Source organism: Streptomyces sp. NPDC005803, from assembly GCF_040630435.1.
Taxonomy (GTDB): Bacteria; Actinomycetota; Actinomycetes; order Streptomycetales; family Streptomycetaceae; genus Streptomyces.
Genome location: NZ_JBEXXO010000029.1, coordinates 15,655 through 39,174, shown reverse-complemented (window position 1 = coordinate 39,174; position 23,520 = coordinate 15,655). Strand labels below are relative to the sequence as shown.

General features: G+C 71.5%; 19 protein-coding genes and 3 tRNA genes. 10 read left to right on the top strand and 12 right to left on the bottom strand.

Translation table 11 applies throughout. The annotated features are described in order from the left end of the window. The first annotated feature begins 776 nt into the window (after window positions 1-776). Both ABZ454_RS31925 and ABZ454_RS31920 read left to right on the top strand, forming a co-directional pair. Window positions 777-869, top strand: a complete 93-nt coding sequence (locus ABZ454_RS31925; RefSeq protein ID WP_356319209.1) for a putative leader peptide — start codon at window positions 777-779, stop codon at window positions 867-869. Window positions 870-1,277: 408 nt separating this feature from the next. Beyond that, window positions 1,278-2,723 (top strand): sulfatase-like hydrolase/transferase, encoded by a 1,446-nt coding sequence (locus ABZ454_RS31920; protein WP_359543068.1) that lies wholly within the window; start codon window positions 1,278-1,280, stop codon window positions 2,721-2,723. Window positions 2,724-2,891: 168 nt separating this feature from the next. Here ABZ454_RS31920 and ABZ454_RS31915 read toward each other — a convergent pair whose 3' ends face one another. From ABZ454_RS31915 to purS, 7 genes are all read right to left on the bottom strand, one after another. Beyond that, window positions 2,892-3,692, bottom strand: coding sequence for a sterol carrier family protein (locus ABZ454_RS31915; protein ID WP_359543066.1), 801 nt, complete (start codon window positions 3,690-3,692; stop codon window positions 2,892-2,894). Between the two features lie 419 nt (window positions 3,693-4,111). Beyond that, window positions 4,112-4,750, bottom strand: a complete 639-nt coding sequence (locus ABZ454_RS31910; RefSeq protein ID WP_359543064.1) for a helix-turn-helix domain-containing protein — start codon at window positions 4,748-4,750, stop codon at window positions 4,112-4,114. Window positions 4,751-4,900: 150 nt separating this feature from the next. Next, window positions 4,901-5,785 (bottom strand): M23 family metallopeptidase, encoded by an 885-nt coding sequence (locus ABZ454_RS31905; protein ID WP_359543063.1) that lies wholly within the window; start codon window positions 5,783-5,785, stop codon window positions 4,901-4,903. 136 nt (window positions 5,786-5,921) lie between these two features. After that, window positions 5,922-6,482 (bottom strand): helix-turn-helix domain-containing protein, encoded by a 561-nt coding sequence (locus ABZ454_RS31900; RefSeq protein WP_359543061.1) that lies wholly within the window; start codon window positions 6,480-6,482, stop codon window positions 5,922-5,924. Between the two features lie 127 nt (window positions 6,483-6,609). Further along, a complete protein-coding gene (purL, locus tag ABZ454_RS31895; protein WP_356319203.1) occupies window positions 6,610-8,859 on the bottom strand; it encodes a phosphoribosylformylglycinamidine synthase subunit PurL in 2,250 nt (749 codons plus the stop codon). Then, on the bottom strand, window positions 8,856-9,536 hold the full coding sequence (gene purQ, locus ABZ454_RS31890; protein ID WP_359543060.1) for a phosphoribosylformylglycinamidine synthase subunit PurQ: 681 nt from the start codon (window positions 9,534-9,536) through the stop codon (window positions 8,856-8,858). The genes purL and purQ overlap by 4 nt, the downstream gene beginning before the upstream one ends. After that, complete coding sequence (purS, locus tag ABZ454_RS31885) at window positions 9,533-9,793, bottom strand: phosphoribosylformylglycinamidine synthase subunit PurS (RefSeq protein WP_356319201.1); 261 nt, start codon at window positions 9,791-9,793, stop codon at window positions 9,533-9,535. The genes purQ and purS overlap by 4 nt, the downstream gene beginning before the upstream one ends. A gap of 384 nt (window positions 9,794-10,177) precedes the next feature. On the opposite strand from purS, the gene ABZ454_RS31880 reads away from it, so the two are divergent. The 8 genes from ABZ454_RS31880 (at window position 10,178) to ABZ454_RS31845 (ending at window position 14,901) form a co-directional block, all read left to right on the top strand. After that, entirely contained in the window at window positions 10,178-10,513 is a 336-nt protein-coding gene (locus ABZ454_RS31880) for an Lsr2 family protein (protein ID WP_356319200.1), read from the top strand. A gap of 165 nt (window positions 10,514-10,678) precedes the next feature. Next, a tRNA-Gly gene (locus ABZ454_RS31875) sits at window positions 10,679-10,750 on the top strand. A gap of 80 nt (window positions 10,751-10,830) precedes the next feature. Next, window positions 10,831-10,903 (top strand) — tRNA-Gly (locus ABZ454_RS31870). 181 nt (window positions 10,904-11,084) lie between these two features. Then, window positions 11,085-12,029 carry an ABC transporter ATP-binding protein gene (locus ABZ454_RS31865; RefSeq protein ID WP_359543058.1) on the top strand — a complete coding sequence of 315 codons (945 nt, stop codon included), beginning with the start codon at window positions 11,085-11,087 and terminating at the stop codon, window positions 12,027-12,029. Continuing rightward, window positions 12,026-12,835 carry an ABC transporter permease gene (locus ABZ454_RS31860; protein WP_359543057.1) on the top strand — a complete coding sequence of 270 codons (810 nt, stop codon included), beginning with the start codon at window positions 12,026-12,028 and terminating at the stop codon, window positions 12,833-12,835. The genes ABZ454_RS31865 and ABZ454_RS31860 overlap by 4 nt, the downstream gene beginning before the upstream one ends. Window positions 12,836-12,899: 64 nt before the next feature. Further along, the gene (locus tag ABZ454_RS31855; RefSeq protein WP_359543113.1) at window positions 12,900-14,198 is read left to right on the top strand and encodes a histidine kinase; all 1,299 of its coding nucleotides are present in this window, start codon (window positions 12,900-12,902) and stop codon (window positions 14,196-14,198) included. Continuing rightward, a complete protein-coding gene (locus ABZ454_RS31850) occupies window positions 14,195-14,806 on the top strand; it encodes a response regulator transcription factor (RefSeq protein ID WP_359543056.1) in 612 nt (203 codons plus the stop codon). The genes ABZ454_RS31855 and ABZ454_RS31850 overlap by 4 nt, the downstream gene beginning before the upstream one ends. A gap of 22 nt (window positions 14,807-14,828) precedes the next feature. After that, window positions 14,829-14,901: transfer RNA gene (locus ABZ454_RS31845), tRNA-Gly, on the top strand. Window positions 14,902-15,057: 156 nt separating this feature from the next. On the opposite strand, the gene ABZ454_RS31840 is transcribed toward ABZ454_RS31845, so the two are convergent. From ABZ454_RS31840 to ABZ454_RS31820, 5 genes are all read right to left on the bottom strand, one after another. After that, a complete protein-coding gene (locus ABZ454_RS31840; RefSeq protein ID WP_359543055.1) occupies window positions 15,058-15,972 on the bottom strand; it encodes a phosphoribosylaminoimidazolesuccinocarboxamide synthase in 915 nt (304 codons plus the stop codon). A 115-nt stretch (window positions 15,973-16,087) separates the two neighbouring features. Then, window positions 16,088-17,551, bottom strand: a complete 1,464-nt coding sequence (locus ABZ454_RS31835; protein ID WP_356319195.1) for a N,N-dimethylformamidase beta subunit family domain-containing protein — start codon at window positions 17,549-17,551, stop codon at window positions 16,088-16,090. 180 nt (window positions 17,552-17,731) lie between these two features. Continuing rightward, window positions 17,732-19,462: a hypothetical protein gene (locus tag ABZ454_RS31830; protein ID WP_359543054.1), complete on the bottom strand. Its 1,731-nt coding sequence runs from the start codon at window positions 19,460-19,462 to the stop codon at window positions 17,732-17,734. A gap of 404 nt (window positions 19,463-19,866) precedes the next feature. Continuing rightward, window positions 19,867-21,117 carry a phosphoribosylamine--glycine ligase gene (gene purD / locus ABZ454_RS31825; protein WP_356319193.1) on the bottom strand — a complete coding sequence of 417 codons (1,251 nt, stop codon included), beginning with the start codon at window positions 21,115-21,117 and terminating at the stop codon, window positions 19,867-19,869. A 161-nt stretch (window positions 21,118-21,278) separates the two neighbouring features. Then, window positions 21,279-23,453, bottom strand: coding sequence for a DNA polymerase III subunit gamma and tau (locus ABZ454_RS31820; protein ID WP_359543053.1), 2,175 nt, complete (start codon window positions 23,451-23,453; stop codon window positions 21,279-21,281). Window positions 23,454-23,520 lie beyond the last annotated feature (67 nt).

The following is a 23,520-nucleotide window of genomic DNA, read 5'->3' as shown; positions in this document are numbered from 1 at the left end:
CCACCGCATCGAACGGTGACGCGGAGTGATCACCGCGGAGCGCGAGCCGCCGCCCGGAGCCGCCTCGGGGCAAGCGTCGCCCGGATCAACGAGGGGTTACCGAGCGGTTCCAGCCACCGGTCACCGATGCGCCAGGCCGGGGTTCGCGGCGCTCCGCGAGGTGGCCCGCGGCGGTTTCGGCCGAGGTGGCCGAACGCTCGTTTCGTGGTGAGCCTCACACCGGGTGCGCGCCGCGAGGACCGGTATGCGGCTGTTGCGACGCCGGGGAGGTCTTCGGGGGGGCGGGGCGGGAGGGGCGGCTTCAGGGGGCGGGGGACGGCTTGGGGGGCGCGGAGGCAGGGGGCGGGGAACTGCCGGGTGGGGAAGGGCTTCGGCACGGGGGCCGGGAGGGGGCGGGGAACTGCCGGGTCGGGGAGGGCTTCGGCTCGGGGACCGGGAGAGGGCGGGGAACTGCCAGGTCGGGAAGGGCTCCGGCTCGGGGACCGGGAGAAGGCGGGTAGCTCCCGGGTCGGGAAGGGCTCGGCACGGGCACCGGGAGAGGGCCGGTAGCTCCCGGGTCGGGAACGGCTCGGCACGGGCACCGGCAGGGGCGGGGAACTGCCAGGTCGGGAAGGGCTTCGGCACGGGGACCGGCAGGGACCCGGGTCTGGAGGCATTCCGGGGGGACTCGGGACGGCGTTTCGTGAGCCGGAGCGGTTGCCGATGGTCCGCCGAAACCGTCCGAGGCGCGAGACCGCCGTTGACAGGCGCATGCCTCATTGGCAGGCTCCTGCCCCATGCAGCCCCTCGGTGATCACTCGATCACGCTCGTGGAGCGCCGTCACGTCGATCTGGGACGTGTCTCGAGCGCCATCTGTCGCCGCGCCTGATTCCCCGGCGCACGCGAGGGTTCCGCTTTTCCCGGTTCCACGCCCGTCCCACCCCTTTCGCCTCGGTTTCCCTGAAGCCGCCGGGTTCCGTCGTCCGACGCGACGCCCCGGTCGCTCGGTGACGCCGCGTCCCCCTCACGCCAGGCGCATCCAGCGTCCGCGGCGAGGCGACTCGGGCCCCTCGCGCCCGCTGGGTCTTTCATGCGCCTCCTGAGTCCCAGGCACCTCATGTGCCTGCGCCACCGCATGCACCTCATGCATCTCATGCGCCTCGCATCGCACTGACGCGTCGCGCCCCTGTACTCCTCGCCCCCGTCGCGCTTATCGCGCCTCGCGGACATCCGTAGCTGTCCGGCCGGCCCGCAGGCGTCCCTGCGCGGCGGAGCCCTGTCCTGCCCTGGAGCAGTCATGACCACGCTCGACCCGAACACCGGTTCCAGTCCCACCAACCCTCTGACACGGCGTGCTTTCGGAACCGCTGTCGGCGTCACCGCCGCCACCGCGTTGGGGCTGCCGGCGGCCACTCCCGCCGCCGCCGCACCGGTGGAGTCGGCGCACGAGCGGCCCTTCCGGGCGGCCCGGGGCCGCCACTCGCGGCGGCCCAACATCCTCTTCATCCTCGGGGACGACCTCGGCTGGGCCGACCTCTCCTCCTACGGGTCGCCCGACATCCGCACCCCGAACCTGGACCGGCTCGGCCGGCAGGGCGTGCGGTTCACCGACGCCTACGCCGGGTCCGCGACCTGCTCGCCGACCCGGTTCAGCCTGTACACAGGCCGCTACCCCGGGCGTACGAGGGGCGGCCTCGCCGAACCGATCGCAGACCGGTCGGTCGGTCTCGACCCCACACACCCGACCCTCGCCTCACTGCTGCGCGGTGCCGGGTACGCCACCGCGCTGATCGGCAAGTGGCACTGCGGCTATCTGCCGGACTACAGCCCGACCAAGTCCGGCTGGGACGAGTTCTTCGCCAATTTCGGCGGGGCCCTGGAGTACTACTCGAAGCTTGGTCTCGGCGGTGAGTACGACCTGTACGAGGGCGATGCCGAGTACAAGGACCTGCGGTACTACACGCGCATCCTCACCGAACGGGCCAGCGAGTACGTACAGCGCGACCACGACGCGCCGTGGCTGCTGAACCTCAACTTCACCACCCCGCACTGGCCCTGGATCGCCGAAGGCGACACGGCCGAGAGCGCCGAGATCGTACGGAAGATCAAGGAGGGCGGCCTCGGAGGGCTGTTCCATGCCGACGGGGGCTCCGTCGCCAAGTACAAGGAGATGGTCGAGGACCTGGACCGGTCGGTCGGCGAGGTACTGAAGGCACTGCAGCGGTCCGGCCAGGAGGAGGACACCCTGGTCTTCTTCGCCAGCGACAACGGCGGCGAGCGCTTCTCCTACCAGTGGCCCCTCTCCGGCAACAAGAGCTCCCTCCAGGAGGGAGGCATCCGGGTCCCGGCCGTGCTGCGCTGGCCGGCCCGGATCGAGCCGCATCAGGTGAGCGACCTGCCGCTTTTCTCGCCGGACTGGACGGCGACGCTGCTGGAGCTCGGCGGGGCCCGGCCCGATCCGGCGTACCCGCTGGACGGCATCAGCCTGGCGGGATACCTCCTGCGGGGCGAGCAGCCGAAGGAACGCGACCTGTTCTGGCGGGTGCGCGGGGAGCGCGCGCTGCGGCGCGGTGACTGGAAGTACTACCGGGGCAAGGGAGGGACGGATCAGCTCTTCCACCTGACGCAGGACCAGCGCGAGCAGGCCGACCGCGCCGCCGCCGAGCCGGAGCTGCTGGCCGCACTGCGAGCGTCCTGGGAACGGACGGACGCCGGTCTGCTGCCCTACCCGAAGAGCTCCTGACCTCCGCCCCCACCGCCGCCCTCTTCGGCCCCTCCTCCGCTCCCCACCGCCGGCCTCTTCGGCCCCTCCTTCCTCCGGGGCCGAGGCCACGTGTCCCTCACCGTCCGGACCGGTGAGGGACGCGTGGCGTGGCCGATTCCGTGGGCCGTGAGCGAGCCGGTGTCCCCGTCACCCCATCAGGGGCAGCAGCGCGGCCAGATCCGCTCGTTCCCCACTGGCGCTGACCTTGGCCGCGTCGAGTTCCCGTGCCCATTGCGTACGCCCGGTGGCGAGCCTGATCCAGGTGAGCGCGTCGGTCTCGACGACGTTGGGCGGCGTGCCGCGGGTGTGGCGGGGCCCCTGGACGCACTGCACGACCGCGAACGGCGGGACCCGCACCTCGACCGAGCCGCCCGGCGCCTTCTCCGCCAGGGCGTCGGCGAGCAACCGGGTGCAGGCGGCGAGCGCCTGCCGGTCGTACGGGATGTCGAGCCCGACCGCCTCGTTGAGGTCATACGTGTGGACCACGAGCTCCACGGTGCGGGTGACCAGGAAGTCCCCGAGCCGCATGACGCCGACCCGGGTAGCCACCGGCCGGTCGTCCGGCACGCCCCGCACCAGCGCCTCGAAGCGGTCGCCCACCTCTGCGTACAGCGCGTCCACGTCGGGGTTGCCGGCGGCGAGAGCCGCGGTGTCGTCAGCGATCCGGTCAGCCCGCGCGGCTGTGGAGAACGGCCACTCCAGCAAGCCCACCTCGGCCTTGGCGAGAGCGGGCTCGGGCAGCTCCAACTTCCCGCTGACGTGCGACAGCGCCATGGTCAGGTGCACGACGAGCTCACGCACCGACCATGCGCCGAGCCCGCTCGGCCCGTCCAGTTGCTGGGGTGTCAGGGCGGCTACGGCGGCCCGGACATGGGAGAACTGCGCCAGGATCGCGGTGCGGGTCCTGACCGGGTCGTAGCGGCGGGCGCGCTTCTGGGACGGCGGCATGGAGGGAGCCTACGGCGTACCGCGGAACCTCCACCCCCAGCACCGACAACGGCACCCTGAGGACACGACACCCCACGCCACCGCACCGCACATCACGTCACCGCGCGGCCACCCCCCGCGCCCCCACACTGCCCGGCACCCCGCGATCCCACCGTCCGGCACGGCACCGCAGGTCACGGCAGCACCGAACGTCACGGCACGACCACCACCTCACGGCACCGCAGGTCACGGCACGGCACCGCACGTCACGGAAACAGCGCAGGGCCGCGGCCGGGGTCGGGGCCGGGTCGGGGGCCGTCACCGGCGCGGGGTCAGACACGGGCGCGGGGGCCGACACCGGGCCGGGGACAGACACCAGCGCGGGGTCAGACACGGGCGCCGGGGTCGACACCGGCGCGGAGTCCGACACCGGCGCGGGGTCAGGGCCGCGTCGCGAAGTCGCCCAGGCCCTTCTCGAGCAGGTCGAACGCTCGCCCGGCGAGAACGACGGCATCCGACGCGATGGCGTCGGCGGACTCACCGGCCAGCAGCCTTCGATGGTTCTCGGCGATCAAGGCGTTGCGTGTGCCGATCAGCTGGGCAGCCACGACGCGTGCGACGGCCCGGTCCTCTCCCTCCCCCACCAGGGCGTCGACGAGCAGCTCGTCGGTCCGGGCGAAGAACGCGTGAGCCCGGGTGAGCAGAGCCGGCGTCTGCTGGATCAACTGGAGGAGCCCGAGCGCCACCGGCGAATCGCTCATTCCCACCGACGGATCCCGTCGCTCGATGGCGGCGAGGAACTGGCGGCGCATGCCGGCCACCGCGGACTCCCCGGAGACCCGGTCCCGTACTACTCGGGCCACATCGCCGATGTGCTCCTCCATGGGAGCGAGGACCAGGTCTTCCTTACTGTCGAAGTAATTGAAGACAGTCATCTTCGACACGTCGGCCGCGTCGGCGATTTCCGCTACGGAGACCTGATCGAAACCGCGCTCACTGAAGAGCCTCGTAGCCTCGGCCAGCAGACGGCGTCGCGTCTGGATCTTCTTGCGCTCGCGCAGGCCTATCGCCTCAGTCATGCCATCACTGTACCAGGACGAAATTTGATCCTATGACAAATATTGACTTGGTATACCTGCGTGAATTGAGCGCTGTCTGCCACCGCGCCCGACCCCCCACCCCCGGAAAGGAGCCCGGCCATGCTCGAAAAAAGCGGGGACCGCCCCCACTCACGACACCTGAGCCGCGTCCGCATCGGAATCGGGGAGCCATCCCGCTATCCCCCCGGCCGTGAACGTCTCGCCGTTGGTGGGCAGACCTATTCCCCGCCAGGTGAAGGGGATGCCGACCGCCACGTCCAGATCCGGATCGTCCATCAACTGGAAGTGCACATGGGGCTCGGTGGAGTTTCCCGAGTTTCCGCACTCGGCCACCTGCTGCCCGGCCCGGACGGTCTCCCCCACGCGCACCCGGAGTGAACCTCGCCGCAGATGGGCGTACAGGGCATATGTGCCGTCACCCAGGTCGAGCACGAGGTGGTTGCCTACGATGCTGCCGGGTCCGAGTACGTCCCGCACGGACGCCTCGAACAGCATCAGATAGAGCAGCGCGGGCAGGGAGTTGCGGCTGAGGTGGTCGCGCCTGCCGTGCGCGGCGTACACCACGGTGCCGTCGGCCACCGCGAGCAAAGGGGCCCCGAAAGCCGGGAAGTGGTGGTTGCGGCGGGCGACGGGCCACAGCCGACGGAATCCCGGACGGGACGGGCCGGCCTCCCCCTCGGGCCCCGGCTCGGGCTCAGGCTCGGCGACGATGTCTATCGCGTAGGTCTGCCCGTAGCCGTGTGTGCCGTGGCTGGGCACCTTGTCCGCCGGACTGTTCAACGCGGTCCACCGCCCGGCCACCGGCGGCCCGACCTCCACCGCCGGTCGTGGGTCCGTGGCCATCGCGCGGGCCTTGCGGCCCACCGCCACGCCGAGGGCGACCGCAGCGGCCGCTGGCACCCAGGTCAGCCAGTACGGAAACGGCGGGCGAGTGAAGAGGCTGAGGACCACCATCGCGAAGAAGGTGATCCAGCAGGCCCTGTACAGCACCATGACGGCTTTACGGACAGGCATGACTTTCCCCCTGGTCGTCGGTCAGGTCGCGGGCCGAGCGTCGGTCGTTCACCGGCTCACTGTCGGCTCGCTGTCGGCTCGTTCCTGGCTCGTTCTTGGCTCGGTACTCGGTTGGTCGTACGAGGGCGGCGCCGGCTCAGGTTGTCGCGGCCGTGAGGACCACCAGCAGCGGCACCACACGGGCGCCTGGAACCTCGTATCGCCCCCGCCCCTTCGTGTGCAGCCAGCCCGCGCCCGTCAGCTGACGCAGATGGTGGTAGATCTGCCCCGTCGTCCCCGTCTCGTCGAGCGCGGCAAGCTCCGCGGCCGTGCGCCGGCCGCCGAGGATCTCCCGGAGCAACCGCAACCGCAGCGGATGCCCGAGTGCGGCGAACGACTCGGCGGCATCGGCCCAGCCGACACCCGCAGGTGCCTGCCCATCCGCCTCCTCCGCGCCGCCCGCCTCGCCGGCACCTCCCGCGTCCAGCAACTGCTCGGTCAGCGCCCCGTACTGCCACTCGTACCGCTCGCCCGTGGGCAGCCGCACCGCTCCCGCGTACAGCACGCCGCCGTCAGCCGCCCCCGCCCCCGCGAGCTGCTCCTTCAGCCCTTCCAGAGCCCAGAAGTCGGCCCCCGTGGGACGCGGTGCGTCAGCGTGCTCGCCCACCAGCGCTTCGAGCCGCCGCTCCAGCTCCGAGACCCGCTCCTCAAGCTCCATGTCTCAAGCATTACGTAATTACGTAATCCCCGTCAACGGCCTCAGCCAAACACGCACGCAAAAGCCCCCGCCCGGTCGAACCGGGCGGGGGCTTGCGCGAAGGGTGACGACGGACGCGTCCGCCGGGCTACGCGAGCAGCGCGGGGATCGTCCCCTCGTGTGCCGTACGCAGCTCGCTCAGCGGAATGCTGAACTCGCCCTGGATCTCGATCTCGTCGCCGTCCACGACACCGATCCGGGTCACGGGCAGACCCCGCGCCCCGCACATGTCGTTGAAGCGGAGCTCCTCGCTGCGCGGGATCGAGACGATCGCGCGGCCGGCCGACTCGGAGAACAGGAACGTGAACGCGTCCAGTCCGTCCGGCACGACCAGCCGGGCACCCTTCCCGCCGCGCAGGCAGGACTCGGTGACCGCCTGGATCAAGCCTCCGTCGGACAGGTCGTGCGCCGCGTCGATCATGCCGTCGCGGGACGCCGAGATCAGGATCTCGCCGAGCAGCTTCTCGCGGCCCAGGTCGACCTTGGGCGGCATGCCGCCGAGGTGGTTGTGGACGACCTCGGACCAGGCCGAACCGCCGAACTCCTCGTGCGTGTCACCCAGCAGGTAGAGGAGCTGGCCCTCGTCCTTGAACGCGACCGGCGTACGCCGCGTGACGTCGTCGATCACACCGAGCACGGCCACGACCGGCGTCGGGTGGATCGCCGTGTCCCCGGTTTGGTTGTACAGCGACACATTGCCGCCGGTGACGGGGGTGCCCAGCTCCAGGCAGCCGTCCGCGAGACCACGCGTGGCCTCGGCGAACTGCCACATGACGTCCGGGTCCTCGGGCGAGCCGAAGTTCAGGCAGTCCGAGATGGCCAGCGGCCTGGCGCCGGAGGCGGCGACGTTGCGGTACGACTCCGCCAGTGCGAGCTGCGCGCCGGTGTACGGGTCGAGCTTGGCGTACCGGCCGTTGCCGTCGGTCGCCATGGCCACGCCGAGGTTGGACTCCTCGTCGATGCGGACCATGCCGGCGTCCTCGGGCATCGCGAGCACGGTGTTGCCCTGAACGAACCGGTCGTACTGGTCCGTGATCCACGACTTCGACGCCTGGTTCGGCGAGGAGACGAGCCGCAGGACCTGCTCGCGCAGCTCGGCGCCGTTCGACGGACGGGCCAGCGCGCCGGCGTCGTCGGCCTGCAGGGCGTCCTGCCAGGACGGGCGGGCGAACGGACGGTGGTAGGTCGGGCCCTCGTGGGCGACGGACCGCGGCGGCACGTCCACGATCTGCTCGCCGTGCCAGAAGATCTCCAGCTGGGAGCCCTCGGTCACCTCACCGATGACGGTGGCGATGACGTCCCACTTCTCGCAGATCTCCAGGAAGCGGTCCACGTGCTGCGGCTCGACGATGGCGCACATGCGCTCCTGCGACTCGCTCATGAGGATTTCCTCGGGCGAGAGGGAGGAGTCGCGCAGCGGCACGGTGTCCAGCTCGACGCGCATGCCGCCGGAGCCCGCGGAGGCCAGCTCGGAGGTGGCACAGGAGAGCCCGGCGCCGCCGAGGTCCTGAATGCCCGCGACGAGCTTCTCCTTGAAGATCTCCAGGGTGCACTCGATGAGGAGCTTCTCCTGGAACGGGTCGCCGACCTGGACGGCCGGGCGCTTGGCCGGGCCGGTCGACTCGAAGGTCTCCGATGCCAGCACCGAGACACCGCCGATGCCGTCGCCGCCGGTGCGGGCGCCGTACAGGATGACCTTGTTGCCGGGGCCGGAGGCCTGGGCGAGGTGGATGTCCTCGTGCTTCATGACGCCGATACAGCCGGCGTTGACGAGCGGGTTGCCCTGGTAGCAGGCGTCGAAGACGACCTCACCGCCGATGTTGGGCAGGCCGAGGCAGTTGCCGTAGCCGCCGATGCCCGCGACGACGCCGGGAAGGACGCGCTTGGTGTCGGGGTGGTCGGCCGCGCCGAAGCGCAGGGGGTCGACGACCGCGACCGGGCGGGCACCCATGGCGAGGATGTCGCGGACGATGCCGCCGACGCCGGTGGCCGCGCCCTGGTAGGGCTCGATGTACGAGGGGTGGTTGTGCGACTCGACCTTGAAGGTGACCGCGTATCCCTGGCCGACGTCGACCACACCGGCGTTCTCACCGATGCCGACGAGCATCGCGTCGTTGGCGGGGACCTTCTCGCCGAACTGCTTGAGGTGGACCTTGCTGCTCTTGTAGGAGCAGTGCTCGGACCACATCACGGAGTACATGGCGAGCTCGGCGCCGGTGGGACGGCGGCCCAGGATCTCGCGGATCCGGGCGTACTCGTCCTCCTTGAGGCCGAGCTCCTTCCAGGGCTGCGCGGTGTCCGGGGTTTCGGCCGCGTGCTTGACCGTGTCCAGGCTCATGCGTTGACCAGCTTCTTGATGATCGAGGTGAAGAAACCGAGACCGTCGGTACGGCCGGTGCCGACCAGCGGCTCCACGGCGTGCTCCGGGTGCGGCATCAGGCCGACGACGTTGCCCGCGGCATTGGTGATGCCGGCGATGTCACGCAGCGAGCCGTTGGGGTTGACGTCCATGTAGCGGAAGGCGACGCGGCCCTCGGCCTCCAGCTCGTCGAGCGTGCGCTCGTCGGCGGTGTAGCGGCCGTCCATGTTCTTGAGCGGCACGGAGATTTCCTGGCCCGCGGAGTAGTCCGCGGTCCAGGACGTCTCCGCGTTCTCGACGCGGAGCTTCTGGTCGCGGCAGATGAAGTGCAGGTGGTTGTTGCGCAGCATCGCGCCGGGCAGCAGATGCGCCTCGGTCAGGATCTGGAAGCCGTTGCAGATGCCGAGAACCGGCATGCCCGCCTTCGCCTGCTCGATCACCGTCTCCATGACCGGCGAGAAGCGGGAGATGGCTCCGGCCCGCAGATAGTCGCCGTAGGAGAAACCGCCCGCCAGGATGACCGCGTCGACCTGGTGCAGGTCCTTGTCGCGGTGCCACAGCGATACGGGCTCGCCGCCGGCGACCCGTACGGCCCGCAGGCTGTCCTGGTCGTCGAGCGTGCCCGGAAAGGTGACGACTCCGATACGAGCAGTCACTTCGACTCCTCGGCCTTCTCCACCTTCACGGTGAAGTCCTCGATCACGGTGTTGGCGAGGAACGTCTCGGCCATCTCGTGAATACGGGTGAGGGCGGCGTCATCCACCGGCCCCTCGATCTCCAGCTCGAAACGCTTTCCCTGACGTACGTCCGCGATTCCCTCGAAGCCGAGACGGGGCAGCGCACGCTGCACAGCCTGTCCCTGCGGGTCGAGGATCTCGGGCTTGAGCATGACGTCGACTACGACGCGTGCCACTGGCACTCCCGGTGTGGTGGTGTGGTGCGGCTGTTTCTCCGGGGGGTTCCCCAGACCCCCGCGGGTCCTCTCAGCGTACCTGGCCAGAAATTCTACGCGGGTAGATATCCAGCGGCGCAGATCACGCCGAGATATCGACCGCGACAACGGGGGCAAAAGATCCTGCGAAAAAGATCCCCACCGACAGCACACAAAGCGGGTTGACACGCGCAGGTAATTGGGCGGGCTTCACAATGCGGTGCCCGTCGCTGTACAAATGATTACCGGGGAAAGCAGCATTGCCCCTAAACGGCCGACACCGGTCGGCCCGCATCCGCGCTCACAGCCGGAAGGCCGGCATCCGCGCATGTCAGACGCGGATGCCGTAGGAAAGGACCGATATCCGTGGCTCAGCGCGTAGTGGTCACGCTCTCCGACGACATCGACGGGGGAGCAGCGGCGGAAACGGTCACCTTCGCCCTGGACGGGAAGTCGTACGAGATCGACCTCAACCCGTCCAATGCAAAGAAACTGCGCAAGGCCCTGGCCCCGTACGTGGCGGCCGGTCGCAAGCAGACGAAGGCAGGCCAGCACGGCAAGGCGCCCGTCCCGTACCGGCACACCTCGCTCGCACCCGACCCGGCAGCCGTCCGCGCCTGGGCCCGTTCGCACCGGATGGAGGTGCCGGCCCGGGGCCGGATCCCCAAGAAGGTCTACGAGGCGTTCCAGGAAGCCAGTTGAGCCGACGGGTGGGGGACGGGGGCCGGCGGGCGGGCGTCGGACCGTCCGTCACCGGCCGTCCGGACGACACCTCGCGGGAGCCGACTTGCACAACACCCCTGCAGGTCGGCTAGAGTCTGGAGCACGCCGAAGGGCAAGGCCGCAAGGCCGAACCTCACGCAGCGTGCGGGTGTAGTTCAGTAGTAGAACATCCCCCTTCCAGGGGGAAGGCGCAGTGTGCAATTCCTGTCACCCGCTCTGCATCACTCTCTTCGACCACTCCGGTGGATCGGGTAGAGTAGTGCTCGCTCCACCGGTGAGAGCCGAGTGGCTGCAATGCGGACGTAGCTCAGTTGGTAGAGCGCAACCTTGCCAAGGTTGAGGTCGCCAGTTCGAACCTGGTCGTCCGCTCTTGATCGAAGGCCCTGGTCGATTTCGACCAGGGCCTTCGTCGTATTCCGATTCCGGCCGGATCCCTTCCGCTTTCTTCACTCGCGACGCGTGTCATGCGCCGCGATGCATGACGTTTGTCATGGGCAGCGATGACAGCTCGCACTGCTCCTGGTCCCGGGCGGACGGAAACCTTGGGTGCATGACCAGCGACGAAATTCCCCGTACCCGCGTGATCGACGTGGACGGCGTCCGGCGCAGCTATGCGGGCGGCTTCGAGGCCGTGACCGGAGTCACCTTCTCCGTGGCGCGTGGCGAGCTGTTCGCCCTGCTCGGGACGAACGGCGCCGGCAAGACGTCCACCGTCGAACTCCTCGAGGGCCTGGCCCGGCCCGACGGGGGAGCGATAAGGGTGCTCGGACACGACCCGTTCGCCGATCGCGCCGCGGTCCGGCCGCGCATCGGTGTGATGCTCCAGGAGGGCGGCTTCCCGTCCGACCTGACCGCGGCCGAGACCGTACGGATGTGGGCGGGCTGCACCAGCGGTGCCCGGCCGACCGCCGAGGCCCTGGAGATGGTGGGGCTCGGCCACCGGGCCGGGGTCCGGGTCAAACAGCTCTCCGGCGGCGAGCGACGACGGCTGGACCTCGCGCTGGCCCTGCTCGGCCGCCCCGAGGTGCTCTTCCTCGACGAACCGACCACCGGCCTCGATGCCGAGGGGCGGCGCGACACGTGGGAGCTGGTGCGGGGGCTCAAGGAGGACGGCATCACCGTCCTGCTGACCACGCACTACCTGGAGGAGGCCGAGGCCCTCGCCGACCGTCTGGCGATCATGCACCGGGGCCGGATCGTGACCACAGGCACCCCGGCCGAAGTGACGGCCGCACGCCCGGCGCGCATCCGGTTCGAGCTGCCCGAAGGGATCGCGCCGGGGCAGCTGCCGCTGGGCCTGCGCGCCGCGGCCGAGGGCCGGCGGATCGAGATACGTACGCATCGGCTCCAGGAGTCACTGACCGAACTGCTGGGCTGGGCAGCGGGCTCGAACGTTGCTCTGACCGGGCTCGACGCCCGGTCCGCCTCGCTCGAAGAGGCGTTCCTCGACATCGCCAAGTCCGCGGCGGAGACCGAAGAGGTGACCGTGTCATGACGACCGCAACAACCACTGCGCCGGCCACGAAGGTCCGCTCCACGACAACGCTCCGAGGCCGGCTGACGGCCCTCGGCCGAGCCGAACTGACCCTGCTCGCCCGCAACCGCACGGCCGTCGTCGTCGCGCTGCTGGTGCCCTCCGCCATGATCATGGCGATGAAGTCGACGTTCGAGCAGGTGGACCTCGGCGGGACCGGACTGACCGTCGCCGGAGCCGCGCTCACCGGCGGCATCGGCACCGTACTCATCCAGGCCGTCTACATGAACATGGTCGCCGCCTACGTGGCGCGGCGCGAGGACTTGGTCCTGAAGCGGCTGCGTACCGGCGAGATAAGCGACGGAGAGATCCTGACGGGCACCGCGCTGCCGTCGGCCGCCCTGGCACTGACGCAGTCCGCCCTGATCATCGTGACCGGTGCGGTCTTCTTCGACCTCACCGCACCGCGACGGCCCGACCTGCTCCTCGCAGGACTACTGCTGGCCGTGGTGCTGCTGACGGCGCTGGCCGCGGCCACTTCGATAGTGACCCGCACCGTGCAGACGGCGCAGCTCACCACGTTTCCCCTGTTCCTCGTCTCCATGATGGGCTCGGGGCTCTTCGTCCCGCTGGAGGTCTTTCCCGATCCGCTCGCGTCGGCCTGCGCGTACCTGCCTGTGACCGGAGTGATGACACTCGTACGGGCGGGCTGGCTGGGCGTCCCCGAGGGCGCTGACCTGCTCGGGGCAGCATTGACCGGACTGGTCTGGACGGCACTCGCGGTGTTTGCTGTGCAACGGTGGTTCCGCTGGGATCCGCGACGCTGAGGAGGGGGGCGGCGTGTTGAAGCACGTCCGGGCATGGCACCGCGGCTGGCGGGAGCGCGGCAAGATGGAGCGGATCGACCTGTATTCGCGGTTCACCATCTCCTCGCTTCCCTGGCTCTTCACCCTCTCGTGGCAATTGGCACCCTTCAAGTCGGACATCCGCCACCAGCCGCTCCCGCTGGCTCTGGGATCGGCGCTGCTCCTGGTGAGCATGGCGCAGTGCCTGCTGAGCAATCGCAATGTCCGTCCGTCGTACGAGCACTACCTCGGCGTCTCCGTGTTCCCCACGCGGCGCATGCTCCCTCCCCTGGCCCTCTTGCTGCTGCAGGTGGCGTTGCTGGCGACGCTGGCCGGGGTGGACGGGGTCGGCACGTCCGGACTGCTCCTGATGAGCATGAACACACCGATGGCATTCGTGATCACACGGGTGCTCCTGGTCCCGGTCCGCACGTTCCTGATCGAGTCGCTGCTCCTCGCGGCACTGGCCACCGTCACACTCGCCGCGGCCGGAGTGCGGGGCGGCCCCTTGGCCGGCATGGTGCCGGTGACCCTCTTCGGCTCCGTGCTGGTTCTGATCTCGGTACGGCCCAGCGCCTGGAGCCTGAGCGTGATGTGGCAGGCCGAGGAGGCCCGGCACATACAGGCCAGGCTCGCGGTCGCCGAGGAGCGTCTGCGGTTCGGGCGTGACATGCACGATGTGCTGGGCCGCAATCTCGCGGTGATCGCGCTGAAGAGCGAACTGGCGGTGGAGCTGGCGCAGCGCGGGAGGCCCGAGGCGCTGGCCCAGATGGTCGAGGTGCAGCGGATAGCCCGCGCCTCGCAGCAGGAGGTACGCGATGTCGTGCGCGGCTACCGGGAGGCCAATCTGACGACGGAACTGGCCGGGGCACAGGGAGTCCTGCGGGCAGCCGGCATCGAGTGCGCGGTGACGGGCGGCGACGGTACGGGGCTGCCGGGGCCCGTCCAGTCGGCGCTCGGCTGGGTGGTGCGCGAGGCCGCGACCAATGTGCTGCGCCATGGCGATCCGGCTCACTGCACGATCCGGCTCGACGTCTCGCCGGAGGCGGCGGTGCTGGACGTGGAGAACGATGGGGCGCCTGCGACCTGCCCCGTGGGGACCGGCTCCGGGCTGGCCGGACTGCGCGAACGGCTCGGCGCGCTCAACGGCACCCTGGAGGCCGGCCCGGCAGAGGCCGGCCTGTTCCGGCTGAGCGCACGGATTCCGCTGGCCCGCCCGCGCTCCGCTGCCGCCCCCGCCCCGATCCCGGCTGCCGGTGACCTCCCGCATGCGGCTGCCGGTGGCATGCCCCGTGCGGTCGCCGGTGACCTGTCGCGCAAGGCCCTTCTGGAGGAACGACGATGACCGCGGTGCGGGTCCTGCTCGCCGACGACGAGCACCTGATCCGGGGCGCGCTCGCGGCCCTGCTCGCGCTGGAGGACGACCTGGTGGTGGTCGCGGAGGCCGCGACCGGCCCCGAGGCGCTCGCCATGGCCCGGGCGCACCGTCCCGATGTGGCGGTGCTGGATCTGGAGATGCCGGGGGCGGACGGTGTGAGCGTCGCCACATCGATACGGTCCGAACTCCCGGGCTGCCGAACCATGATCGTGACGAGCCATGGCCTCCCGGGCCACCTCAAGCGGGCCCTCGCGGCGGGGGTGCGGGCGTTCGTGCCGAAGACGGTCAGCGCTCGGCAACTGGCCGGGATCATCCGCACCGTCCATGCCGGAAACCGCTATGTGGACCCGGAGTTGGCGGCCGACGCCATCGCCGCCGGGGACTCGCCGCTGACCGTGCGCGAGGCCGAGGTGCTGGAGCTGGCGGCCGACGGAGCACCGGTCGCCGAGATCGCGGCACGGGCGTCGCTGTCACCGGGGACGGTGCGCAATTACCTCTCAGCGGCGGCCGCCAAGCTCGGGGCGGAGAACCGTCATGCCGCGGTGCGTCTCGCACGCGAACGGGGATGGGTATAGTAGTTCTCGCGCTGCGGCGCTTGCGGACGTAGCTCAGTTGGTAGAGCGCAACCTTGCCAAGGTTGAGGTCGCCAGTTCGAACCTGGTCGTCCGCTCGGTTCAGTGAGAAGCCCCCGGCCTTTTGGCCGGGGGCTTCTTCGTGTGCGGCGGAACGCCTGGGAACCTTTGCGGGAACCTCTGCCGGTTCGGAACGGAACGGCCGCCGCTGGGCGGCGGCCGTTCCGACGTCCGGCCGATCCGAACGAAGAGTCCTAGTTCCAGGGCGTGCCGGTGAGGAGCTCGTACGCCTCCAGGTACTTGGCGCGGGTCGCGTCCACGATCTCCTGGGGCAGCGCCGGCGGCGGCTGCTCGCTCTTGCGGTCCCAGCCGGAGGCCGGCGACGTCAGCCAGTCGCGCACGAACTGCTTGTCGTACGACGGCTGGGCCCGCCCCGGCTCCCAGGCGTCGGCCGGCCAGAAGCGGGAGGAGTCCGGGGTGAGCACCTCGTCCGCGATGATCAGTTCCTCGCCGCCGTCGGCGGTGGGCGCGAAGCCGAACTCGAACTTCGTGTCCGCCAGGATGATGCCGCGCTCGCGTGCGATGTCACGGGCCCGGCCGTATACGCCCAGGGTCGTGCGACGCAGATGTGCGGCCGTTTCGGGACCGACTTGGCGGGCCACTTCCTCGTAGCTCACGTTCTCGTCGTGATCGCCGACGGCCGCCTTGGTGGCGGGGGTGAAGATCGGTCCGGGCAGCTCGGAGCCGTCGACGAGGCCCTCGGGAAGGCCGAGGCCGCAGACGGTGCGCGACGCGTTGTACTCGATGAGGCCGGAGCCGGTCAGATAGCCGCGGGCGACGCACTCGACCGGAACCATCCGCAGCGACTTGCAGACCGTCGTGCGGCCGGCCCAGTCCGCGGGGGCGCCGGCGGGAAGCTCCGTGGACAGCACATGGTTCGGCACGAGATCGGCGAGCTGGTCGAACCACCACAGCGAGAGCCGGGTCAGGACGCGGCCCTTGTCCGGGATCTCTGTGGGCAGGACCCAGTCGTAGGCGGACATCCGGTCGCTGGCGACCATGACGAGGTCGCCCGCCTCGTTCCGGTACAGGTCGCGCACCTTGCCCGTGTGCAGGTGGGTGAGCCCCGGAACCTGCACGGGCTCGGGCTTCTCTACAAATCCGGACACGCTGCCTCCGCGTAGGTTGATCCAGGAGCTGTTCCGATTGTCCCGTATCCGGGTGCGGACGGCTGCGGAGGGGGTGGGGACGCGTCGCCGGTAGCGGGCGGGGCGCCCGAACGGCTCAGGCGCGCTTGCAGATGCGGTCGAGGAGGTTGGCCGTCGCCCGCTGGATGCGTGGATCCACGTGGCCGGGGCGGTCCAGGGCCGGGGACCACGCGAAGGTGCCGGAGGCGAAGACGAGCGCGCCCGACGGCGCCCGGTACAGGGACGTCTCCTGGTGGCGCGTCACACCGTCGCTGTCCTGGTACGGGGAGTGAGCGAGCAGGATGCGGTTGTCGTGCTCGGGGAGCGTGGTGCGCGGGAAGTAGCGGTCGGCCTCGCCCGCGACCAGGCCTTCGATCTCGTCGCCGTCGACGGCGTCGGTGGCGTCCCAGAGCCAGTGCTCCGCGTTCCGCACGACCAACGGGTGCGGGTCGGGGACGCGGCCCGCGTACTGGATGCCGAGCAGTTGCTGCTCGGGACGGTCGAGCTCGCGCCAGAGCGCGGGCTTGCCAGGACCCCGGCGCTTGCGGCAGGTGAGCAGCCGGTCGGGGACCCCCGAGGGCGACGGCGCGAGGCTGACCTGCCAGTACATGGTGTTGGCCGAGAGGAAGACGAGGGAGGTGCCGTTGTCCCGGGCACGTTCGGCGGTACGGCGCATGGGCACCGACCAGTACTCGTCATGGCCGGGGAAGACGAGGCCCCGGTAGCGGGTCGGGTCGATCCGGCCCGCGTGCAGGTCGCGGGTGTCGGCGTAGGCGATGTCGTAGCCGTAGCGCTCGGCCCAGCGGATGAAGTCGTAGGCATGGCCGACGTGCAGCGGGAGCCCGGCGCCCGCGTAGGGACGGTCGAAGGAGACGGTGACCGCCGCGTCCTCCTCGCCCAGCAGCCGGCCCTGTTCGTCCCAGGCGTGGTAGAGGCTGGCCCCGGTCCGGCCGTCCTCGGGATAGAGGTTGTACGCCTGCCACGTGATGTCCGGCAGCACCAGCAGCAGGTCGGCCGGGTGGCCGTCGCGGACCGTGAACGGGATGTGGGAGCGGTAGCCGTCGACCGTGGTGAGCACGGCGACATACGCGCCGATCGACCAGTACGCGGGGATCTGCAGCCGCCAGGACTGCCACCAGTGGTGGCAGGAGACCGTGCGGTCGGCCGTGAGGGGGGCCGGCTGGACGATGCCGGAGAGCCGCGGGCTCGTGGTGATCTTGGCGGCGCCGTCCCCTCCGTAGTGGCCGATCCGGTAGATGTCCACGGAGAACTGCTGGGGCGGGTCGACGGTGATGTGGAAGTCGATCGCCTCGCCCGGGGCCGCGGCTCCGGAGGAGATGAACCCCTTGATCTGACGGCGCACGTCGTCGGCGGTACGGGTACCGCCGCCGGTGGAGCCGCACGGCAGCGTGGGGTCGGCGTACCAGGGCACGACCTGCCCGGTGTCGTCGAAGTAGTTCTCGCTCCCCCGCAGCCAGGGAAGGGGCCCCTGGCCGAAGGGATCGGTGACGGCGTGCGCCAGGGCACCCGATTCCCAACGGCGAATCTGCTCCGCCCCCATGACGCATCCCTCCCTCAGGCCCCCGGAACAACACTGGTGCGCCGACTGTCAGCGCCGGTCCCCAGCACATCACATAACGCATCCACTCCGTCACCGTTCGTCGCGAATTGACGTGAACGGAACCTGACGTTCCGGGTATCGGGGGTGGTGGGCGTGAACAGCCGCGCGCCCACAGGTGTTTCAGACGAGACGCACGGGCTTGTCGGTACGCACCCCGACCGAGGCGAGCCAGGACCGCAGCGGCTGTGGGTCACCGTCCTCGACGAGGCTGAGGACCGGGTTGCCGAGGTCGGCCCGGCGCTCTCCGTCGACCAGCAGCGCGGGTCCGTCGAGCCAGTCCAGCCCGGGTGCGGCACCCGCGGTGTCGATCGCGGCGCAGCAGACCATCGCCGCGACATGGTCCGCCAGCAGCTCGATCCCCGTGCGGGGAGGCTGGAGCGGGAGGAGCGGGAGCGGACCGGGCCCCCAGAGATCCAGCACCGCACCGTCCACGTCCCCTGCTGCGCCGCTGACCGGCTGCGGGGCCTGCGCCTCCTCCCGGGCCACGGCCGCGCTGATCCCGGCCGCGAGCTCCTCGCCCCCGTCCCTGCCCGCGGCGAGGTGTTCGACGACGCGCGCCAGTGTGGGAACCCCTGCGCAGGCGCTGTCGGGGCCGACGCCGGAGGCGGGGGGCACACCCATCGTGTCCAGGACGCGGTGCAGCCGGGCCGCCTCCGTCCGCCACTTCCGGTCGACGACCTCTTCCGGGTACTGCTGCCAGTCCACCGGAGCCCAGTCGGGCCCGGTCTCCGCGGGGCCTCCGTGGAAGAGCCGCGCGGCCAGCAGGGACGCCGCCTCGTCGGCCGCTCCCGGTTCCTCCAGGAGGTCGCAGGCGGGCCGTTCGCCGAGGCGGGTGGTGAAGCCCTCGGCCAGCCGGTCGCGCCGGGAGAGCTCGGTGAGGGCGGAGACGACGCCCGCGTCCAGCCGGGAGGGCCAGCGCCCCATCCGCCAGGCGGGGAGCGCGACGCGGGTGAGCAGCCGGTCCCAGCCCGCGTAGGCGAGACCGACCTGCTCCTGGGCGACGACCCGCAGCCCGTAGTCCACGGCCTGTGCGCGCGTCGACGCGGCGGCGGCGACACCCCGCTCCATCTCGGCGGCGTGGTCACGACAGCTGCGCAGCAGTACCCGGGCGATCCTGCCGACGAAGCGGCCCGGCAGCCGCAGGACCTTGCGCAGCGGCCCCTGGCCTGGCTCGGCCGCGTCGGCGACCGCTCCGTCCAGCCCGCGCACGAAACGCCGGGCCGCGGCTATGTCGGGGTGGGCGGAGGGGCCGGTGCCGGCCACCACCGGGGCCAGCACCGCGCGGAGCTCGGCGACCCGCATCCACCAGAGGAACGGGGAGCCGATCACCAGCACGGGCGCCGCCTGTACCCGGCGACGGCCCGGATGACGGCCCGGACCGTCCGCCGGACCGCTCGGGCCCCGGCTCGCGGCCTCGTGGGCCGCCCGGTCCGCAGCCGGGTGGGTGCGGTCCTCCAGCCAGCTGTCGCAGTCGGGCGTGAGCGCTATGGCCGAGGGCGCGGGCACGCCGAGCCGCTCCGCCAGCTCACGGACCAGCCGGTAGAGGTCCGGGGCCGCCTGCTCGCTGAGCGGGACGGTCGGACTGACCGCCGGCTTCGCCCGCACGACCGCGATCGCGACGGCCGCGGCGACGAGCAGGACGACAACGGCGCAGGCCGTCACGGCCCAGCGCACCGCGTCCCAGCCGCTGCCCTCGGCGAAGCCCCGCGCGCCCGCGGCGAACAGCACGACGGCGAGCGCGGCCGGCAGCAGCGCCGCTGCCGTTGCCCTGCTGCGGATGTGCAGCAGGGCGAGAGCCCGGGCGCGCGCTGCGCGCGCACCCAGCTCCTCACCTGTACCGGTATCGGACACGGCCGGACGTCACCCCCTCTGCCCCCACGGCGGTGTTGGTCACTCCCCCACTGTGGCACCCGCCACTGACATCGCAATGCCGGTGGGCCAAGTGCCGGAACGCTTGCGCCGCACCCTAGTTGGGCCTTCGACGGACGTCATCCGGATGGCCTAGCCGTCACTCGATGGAATGGCTTTGGGTAAAGGTGCTGACGCGCCGTCGCCCGTGGGGCAGCGGCGCGTCACTGGTGGTCGGGACGGTACGGCCGGGGCCCGCACAGCCCCTGCCCCGGGCAGTACGGCCGAGGTTCGGCCGGCCCTCTGCGCAGCGGTACGGCCGAGGCCCGAGCCGGCACCCTCGCCGGGAGTGACGGTGAGGTGTCGGCTCAGGCCTCGGCCGTACGGTGACGCCGGAGGGGTGCGGCTCAGGCCTCCGCAGCCTTCTTGGCGATGTCCGTACGGAGCTGGGAGCCGTCGAGCCGGATCCGGGCCGCCGCCGCGTAGGCACGCTCACGGGCGCCCGCGAGGTCCTTGGCGGTCGCGGTCACGGAGAGCACGCGGCCGCCCGCGCTGACGACCTTGTCGCCGTCCCGCCGGGTCCCGGCGTGCAGGACGTACGCGTGCGGCGCGTCCTGCGCCGCGACCTCGTCGAGGCCCTCGATCGGATCGCCCGTCCGCGGGACGTCCGGATAGTTGTGGGAGGCGATGACCACGGTGACGGCGGCCTCGTCGCGCCACTTCAGCGGGGGCAGCTCGTCCAGGGTCCCGTTGGCGGAGCCCAGCAGCACACCGGCCAGCGGGGTCTTCAGACGGGCCAGGACCACCTGGGTCTCCGGGTCGCCGAAGCGGGCGTTGAACTCGATGACCCGTACGCCCCGCGAGGTGATCGCGAGGCCCGCGTACAGCAGCCCGGAGAAGGGCGTACCGCGGCGGCGGAGCTCGTCGACGGTCGGTTGGAGGACCGACTGCATGACCTCGTCGACCAGCTTCGGGTCGGCCCACGGCAGTGGGGAGTAGGCGCCCATGCCGCCGGTGTTCGGGCCCTCGTCGTTGTCGAGGGCCCGCTTGAAGTCCTGGGCGGGCTGGAGCGGCAGCACGGTGGTGCCGTCGCAGATGGCGAACAGGCTCACCTCGGGGCCGTCGAGGAACTCCTCGATGACCACGCGGTCGCAGGCCAGCGCGTGGGCGCGGGCCGCGTCGATGTCGTCCGTGACGACGACGCCCTTGCCGGCGGCGAGACCGTCGTCCTTGACGACGTACGGGGCGCCGAACGCGTCGAGGGCGGTGTCGATCTCCGCGGGGGTGGTGCAGACGTAACTGCGGGCGGTCGGGACACCCGCGCCGGCCATGACGTCCTTGGCGAAGGCCTTGGAGCCCTCCAGCTGGGCGGCCTTTCCGGACGGCCCGAAGCAGGGGATGCCGGCGGCGCGCACGGCGTCGGCGACCCCGGCGACAAGCGGCGCCTCCGGGCCGACGACCACCAGCTCGGCGCCCAGCTCGGTGGCGAGGCGCGCGACGGCAGCGCCGTCGAGGGCGTCGACCGGGTGCAGTTCGGCCACCTCTGCGATGCCGGCGTTGCCGGGAGCGCAGTACAGAGCGGTGACGTCGGGGTCGAGGGAGAGAGAGCGGCACAGGGCGTGTTCGCGGGCGCCGCCGCCGATGACGAGGACCTTCACGGGGTGCAGCCTAGCCGCCAGGGCGAGAGTCCCTCGCCGGACGCCGATCCGTGGACACCGGAGGCGCCGGTCCGGGACGGCTCTGGGGGACGGCACCCCACGCGCCGGTGGGAGGCCGGAGGAGCCCTGACCGGGACCGGCCGGCCAGGCCGCCACCGCGCCTACTCGTTGGTGAACTCCTCAACGACCGTGGCGCCCAGTTCGCGGACGATCAGCTCGTGCCCGGACAGCGCCGAGTCGACGAGGTCGGGGTCGTCCGCCTCGGGGGTGTCGTCCTCGGGGGCGACCGACCGGGGCGGTTCGGGAGCGGCGTAGGACGGGGGCGCCGGCTCCGGGGCGGGGCCACCGCCGGCCTGCTGCTGCCGCTCCGGCGCGGGCCGGGGCTCGTACGCCTGGGGCGGGGGGGCCGCAGGGCGCTGCGGTGCGGGCGGTACGTAGGCGGAGGGGCGGCCGCCGCCGACCTGCGGGGGCTGTCCGGCACCACCCGACGGGTCGACGATCGCCTCGATCTTCCACTGCGCGTTGAACCGCTCGGCCAGGGCCTGCTTCAGCACCTCCTCGCTGCCGCTGCTCGCGAAGTTGTCGCGGGCGCCGGCGTTGAGGAAGCCGATCTGCAGGGTGGTGCCGTCGAAGCCGGTGACCTGGGCGTTCTGACTGAGCAGGATCCAGGTGAACCGGCGGCGGCCCTTGACCGCTTCCAGGATGTCGGGCCACATCGTGCGCACCTGTCCCGCGCCCTGGGTCATGGCCGGAGCGGGCTCGGCTGCGACGGGCGCCGGGGCGGCGGGTGCGGCAGGGGCCGGTGCGGGGGCCGCCTGTGGCGCGGGAGCCTGGCCCGGGGTGGAGGCGGTGGGCCAGCCTCCCGGCCGCCGTCCCTGCTCGGGCGCGGCCGCGGCGGGCCAGGCACCGGGCCGCTGCCCGGCCGCGGGGGCCTCGGCGGGGGGCGGCTGCACCGGCGCGGGCGGGGGGGCCGCCTGCGGGGGAGCGGGCGCGTCCCCCCGCACCGCCGCACGCGCGGCGGACGGCCCCGGCCCGGCGCCCGGCTGCGCGGCGGGGGGCGGCGCGGGGGCCTGGGGCGCCGCGGGGGTGGGGGCCTGCGGGGCGGCGGGGGCGTGGGCCAGGGCTTCGGGTCCGGGGACGTACCCCATCGAGGGACCGGGGCCGGTGGTGGCGAAGGACGCCCCCCGCTCCAGCCGGTCCAGCCTGGCCTGGAGGGAACGCTCGTCGTCGAAGGCCGCCGGCAGCAGCACCCGGGCGCAGATCAGCTCGACCTGAAGCCGCGGGGAGGTCGCGCCGCGCATTTCCGTGAGTCCCTCGTTGACCAGGTCGGCGGCGCGGCTCAGCTCGGCGGCGCCGAAGACGGACGCCTGGGCCTGCATCCGCTCGACGACGTCGACCGGCGCGTCGATGAGGCCCTTCTCCCCGGCGTCCGGCACGGCGGCCAGGATCACCAGGTCGCGCAGCCGCTCCAGGAGGTCGGCGACGAAGCGGCGCGGGTCGTTGCCGCCCTCGATCACCCGGTCCACGACCTCGAAGGCCGCTGCCCCGTCGCCCGCCGCGAAGGCGTCCACGATCGAATCGAGCAGGGAGCCGTCCGTGTAACCGAGCAGGGACGTCGCCATGGCGTACGTCACACCCTCGTCGCCCGCACCGGCCAGCAGCTGGTCCATGACCGACATCGAGTCACGCACGGAACCGGCACCGGCCCGCACGACGAGCGGGAGGACCCCCTCCTCGACGTAACTGTTCTCCTTGCCGCACACCTCGGCGAGGTACTCGCGCAGCGTCCCGGGCGGCACGAGCCGGAACGGGTAGTGATGCGTACGCGACCGGATGGTGCCGATGACCTTCTCGGGCTCCGTGGTCGCGAAGATGAACTTCAGGTGCTCCGGCGGCTCCTCGACCACCTTCAGCAGGGCGTTGAACCCCGCCGAGGTGACCATGTGCGCCTCGTCGATGATGTAGATCTTGTAACGACTGGACGCGGGCCCGAAGAACGCCTTCTCCCGCAGATCACGGGCATCGTCCACACCACCGTGCGAAGCGGCGTCGATCTCGATCACGTCGATCGATCCCGGTCCGTTGCGCGCGAGGTCCTGGCAGGACTGGCACTCCCCGCAGGGCGTGGGCGTGGGCCCCTGCTCGCAGTTCAGACAGCGGGCGAGGATGCGCGCACTGGTCGTCTTGCCACAGCCGCGCGGACCACTGAACAGGTACGCGTGATTGACCCGGTTGTTCCGCAGGGCCTGCTGCAGCGGGTCAGTGACATGCTCCTGACCGATGACCTCGGCGAACGACTCGGGGCGGTAGCGGCGGTACAGCGCAAGGGACGACACACCTACGAGGTTATCGGGGCGGACTGACAACCGGCTCCGGGCCAGGCACACCACCGGCCCCGGGGAC

Excerpts from the sequence above, each read along its gene's own strand:
- ABZ454_RS31925 (WP_356319209.1), top strand. The coding sequence starts at position 777 with ATGCAGCCCCTCGGTGATCACTCGATCACGCTCGTGGAGCGCCGTCAC.
- ABZ454_RS31920 (WP_359543068.1), top strand. The coding sequence starts at position 1,278 with ATGACCACGCTCGACCCGAACACCGGTTCCAGTCCCACCAACCCTCTG.
- ABZ454_RS31915 (WP_359543066.1), bottom strand. The coding sequence starts at position 3,692 with ATGCCGCCGTCCCAGAAGCGCGCCCGCCGCTACGACCCGGTCAGGACC.
- ABZ454_RS31910 (WP_359543064.1), bottom strand. The coding sequence starts at position 4,750 with ATGACTGAGGCGATAGGCCTGCGCGAGCGCAAGAAGATCCAGACGCGA.
- ABZ454_RS31905 (WP_359543063.1), bottom strand. The coding sequence starts at position 5,785 with ATGCCTGTCCGTAAAGCCGTCATGGTGCTGTACAGGGCCTGCTGGATC.
- ABZ454_RS31900 (WP_359543061.1), bottom strand. The coding sequence starts at position 6,482 with ATGGAGCTTGAGGAGCGGGTCTCGGAGCTGGAGCGGCGGCTCGAAGCG.
- purL (WP_356319203.1), bottom strand. The coding sequence starts at position 8,859 with ATGAGCCTGGACACGGTCAAGCACGCGGCCGAAACCCCGGACACCGCG.
- ABZ454_RS31865 (WP_359543058.1), top strand. The coding sequence starts at position 11,085 with ATGACCAGCGACGAAATTCCCCGTACCCGCGTGATCGACGTGGACGGC.
- ABZ454_RS31860 (WP_359543057.1), top strand. The coding sequence starts at position 12,026 with ATGACGACCGCAACAACCACTGCGCCGGCCACGAAGGTCCGCTCCACG.
- ABZ454_RS31855 (WP_359543113.1), top strand. The coding sequence starts at position 12,900 with ATGGAGCGGATCGACCTGTATTCGCGGTTCACCATCTCCTCGCTTCCC.
- ABZ454_RS31850 (WP_359543056.1), top strand. The coding sequence starts at position 14,195 with ATGACCGCGGTGCGGGTCCTGCTCGCCGACGACGAGCACCTGATCCGG.
- ABZ454_RS31835 (WP_356319195.1), bottom strand. The coding sequence starts at position 17,551 with ATGGGGGCGGAGCAGATTCGCCGTTGGGAATCGGGTGCCCTGGCGCAC.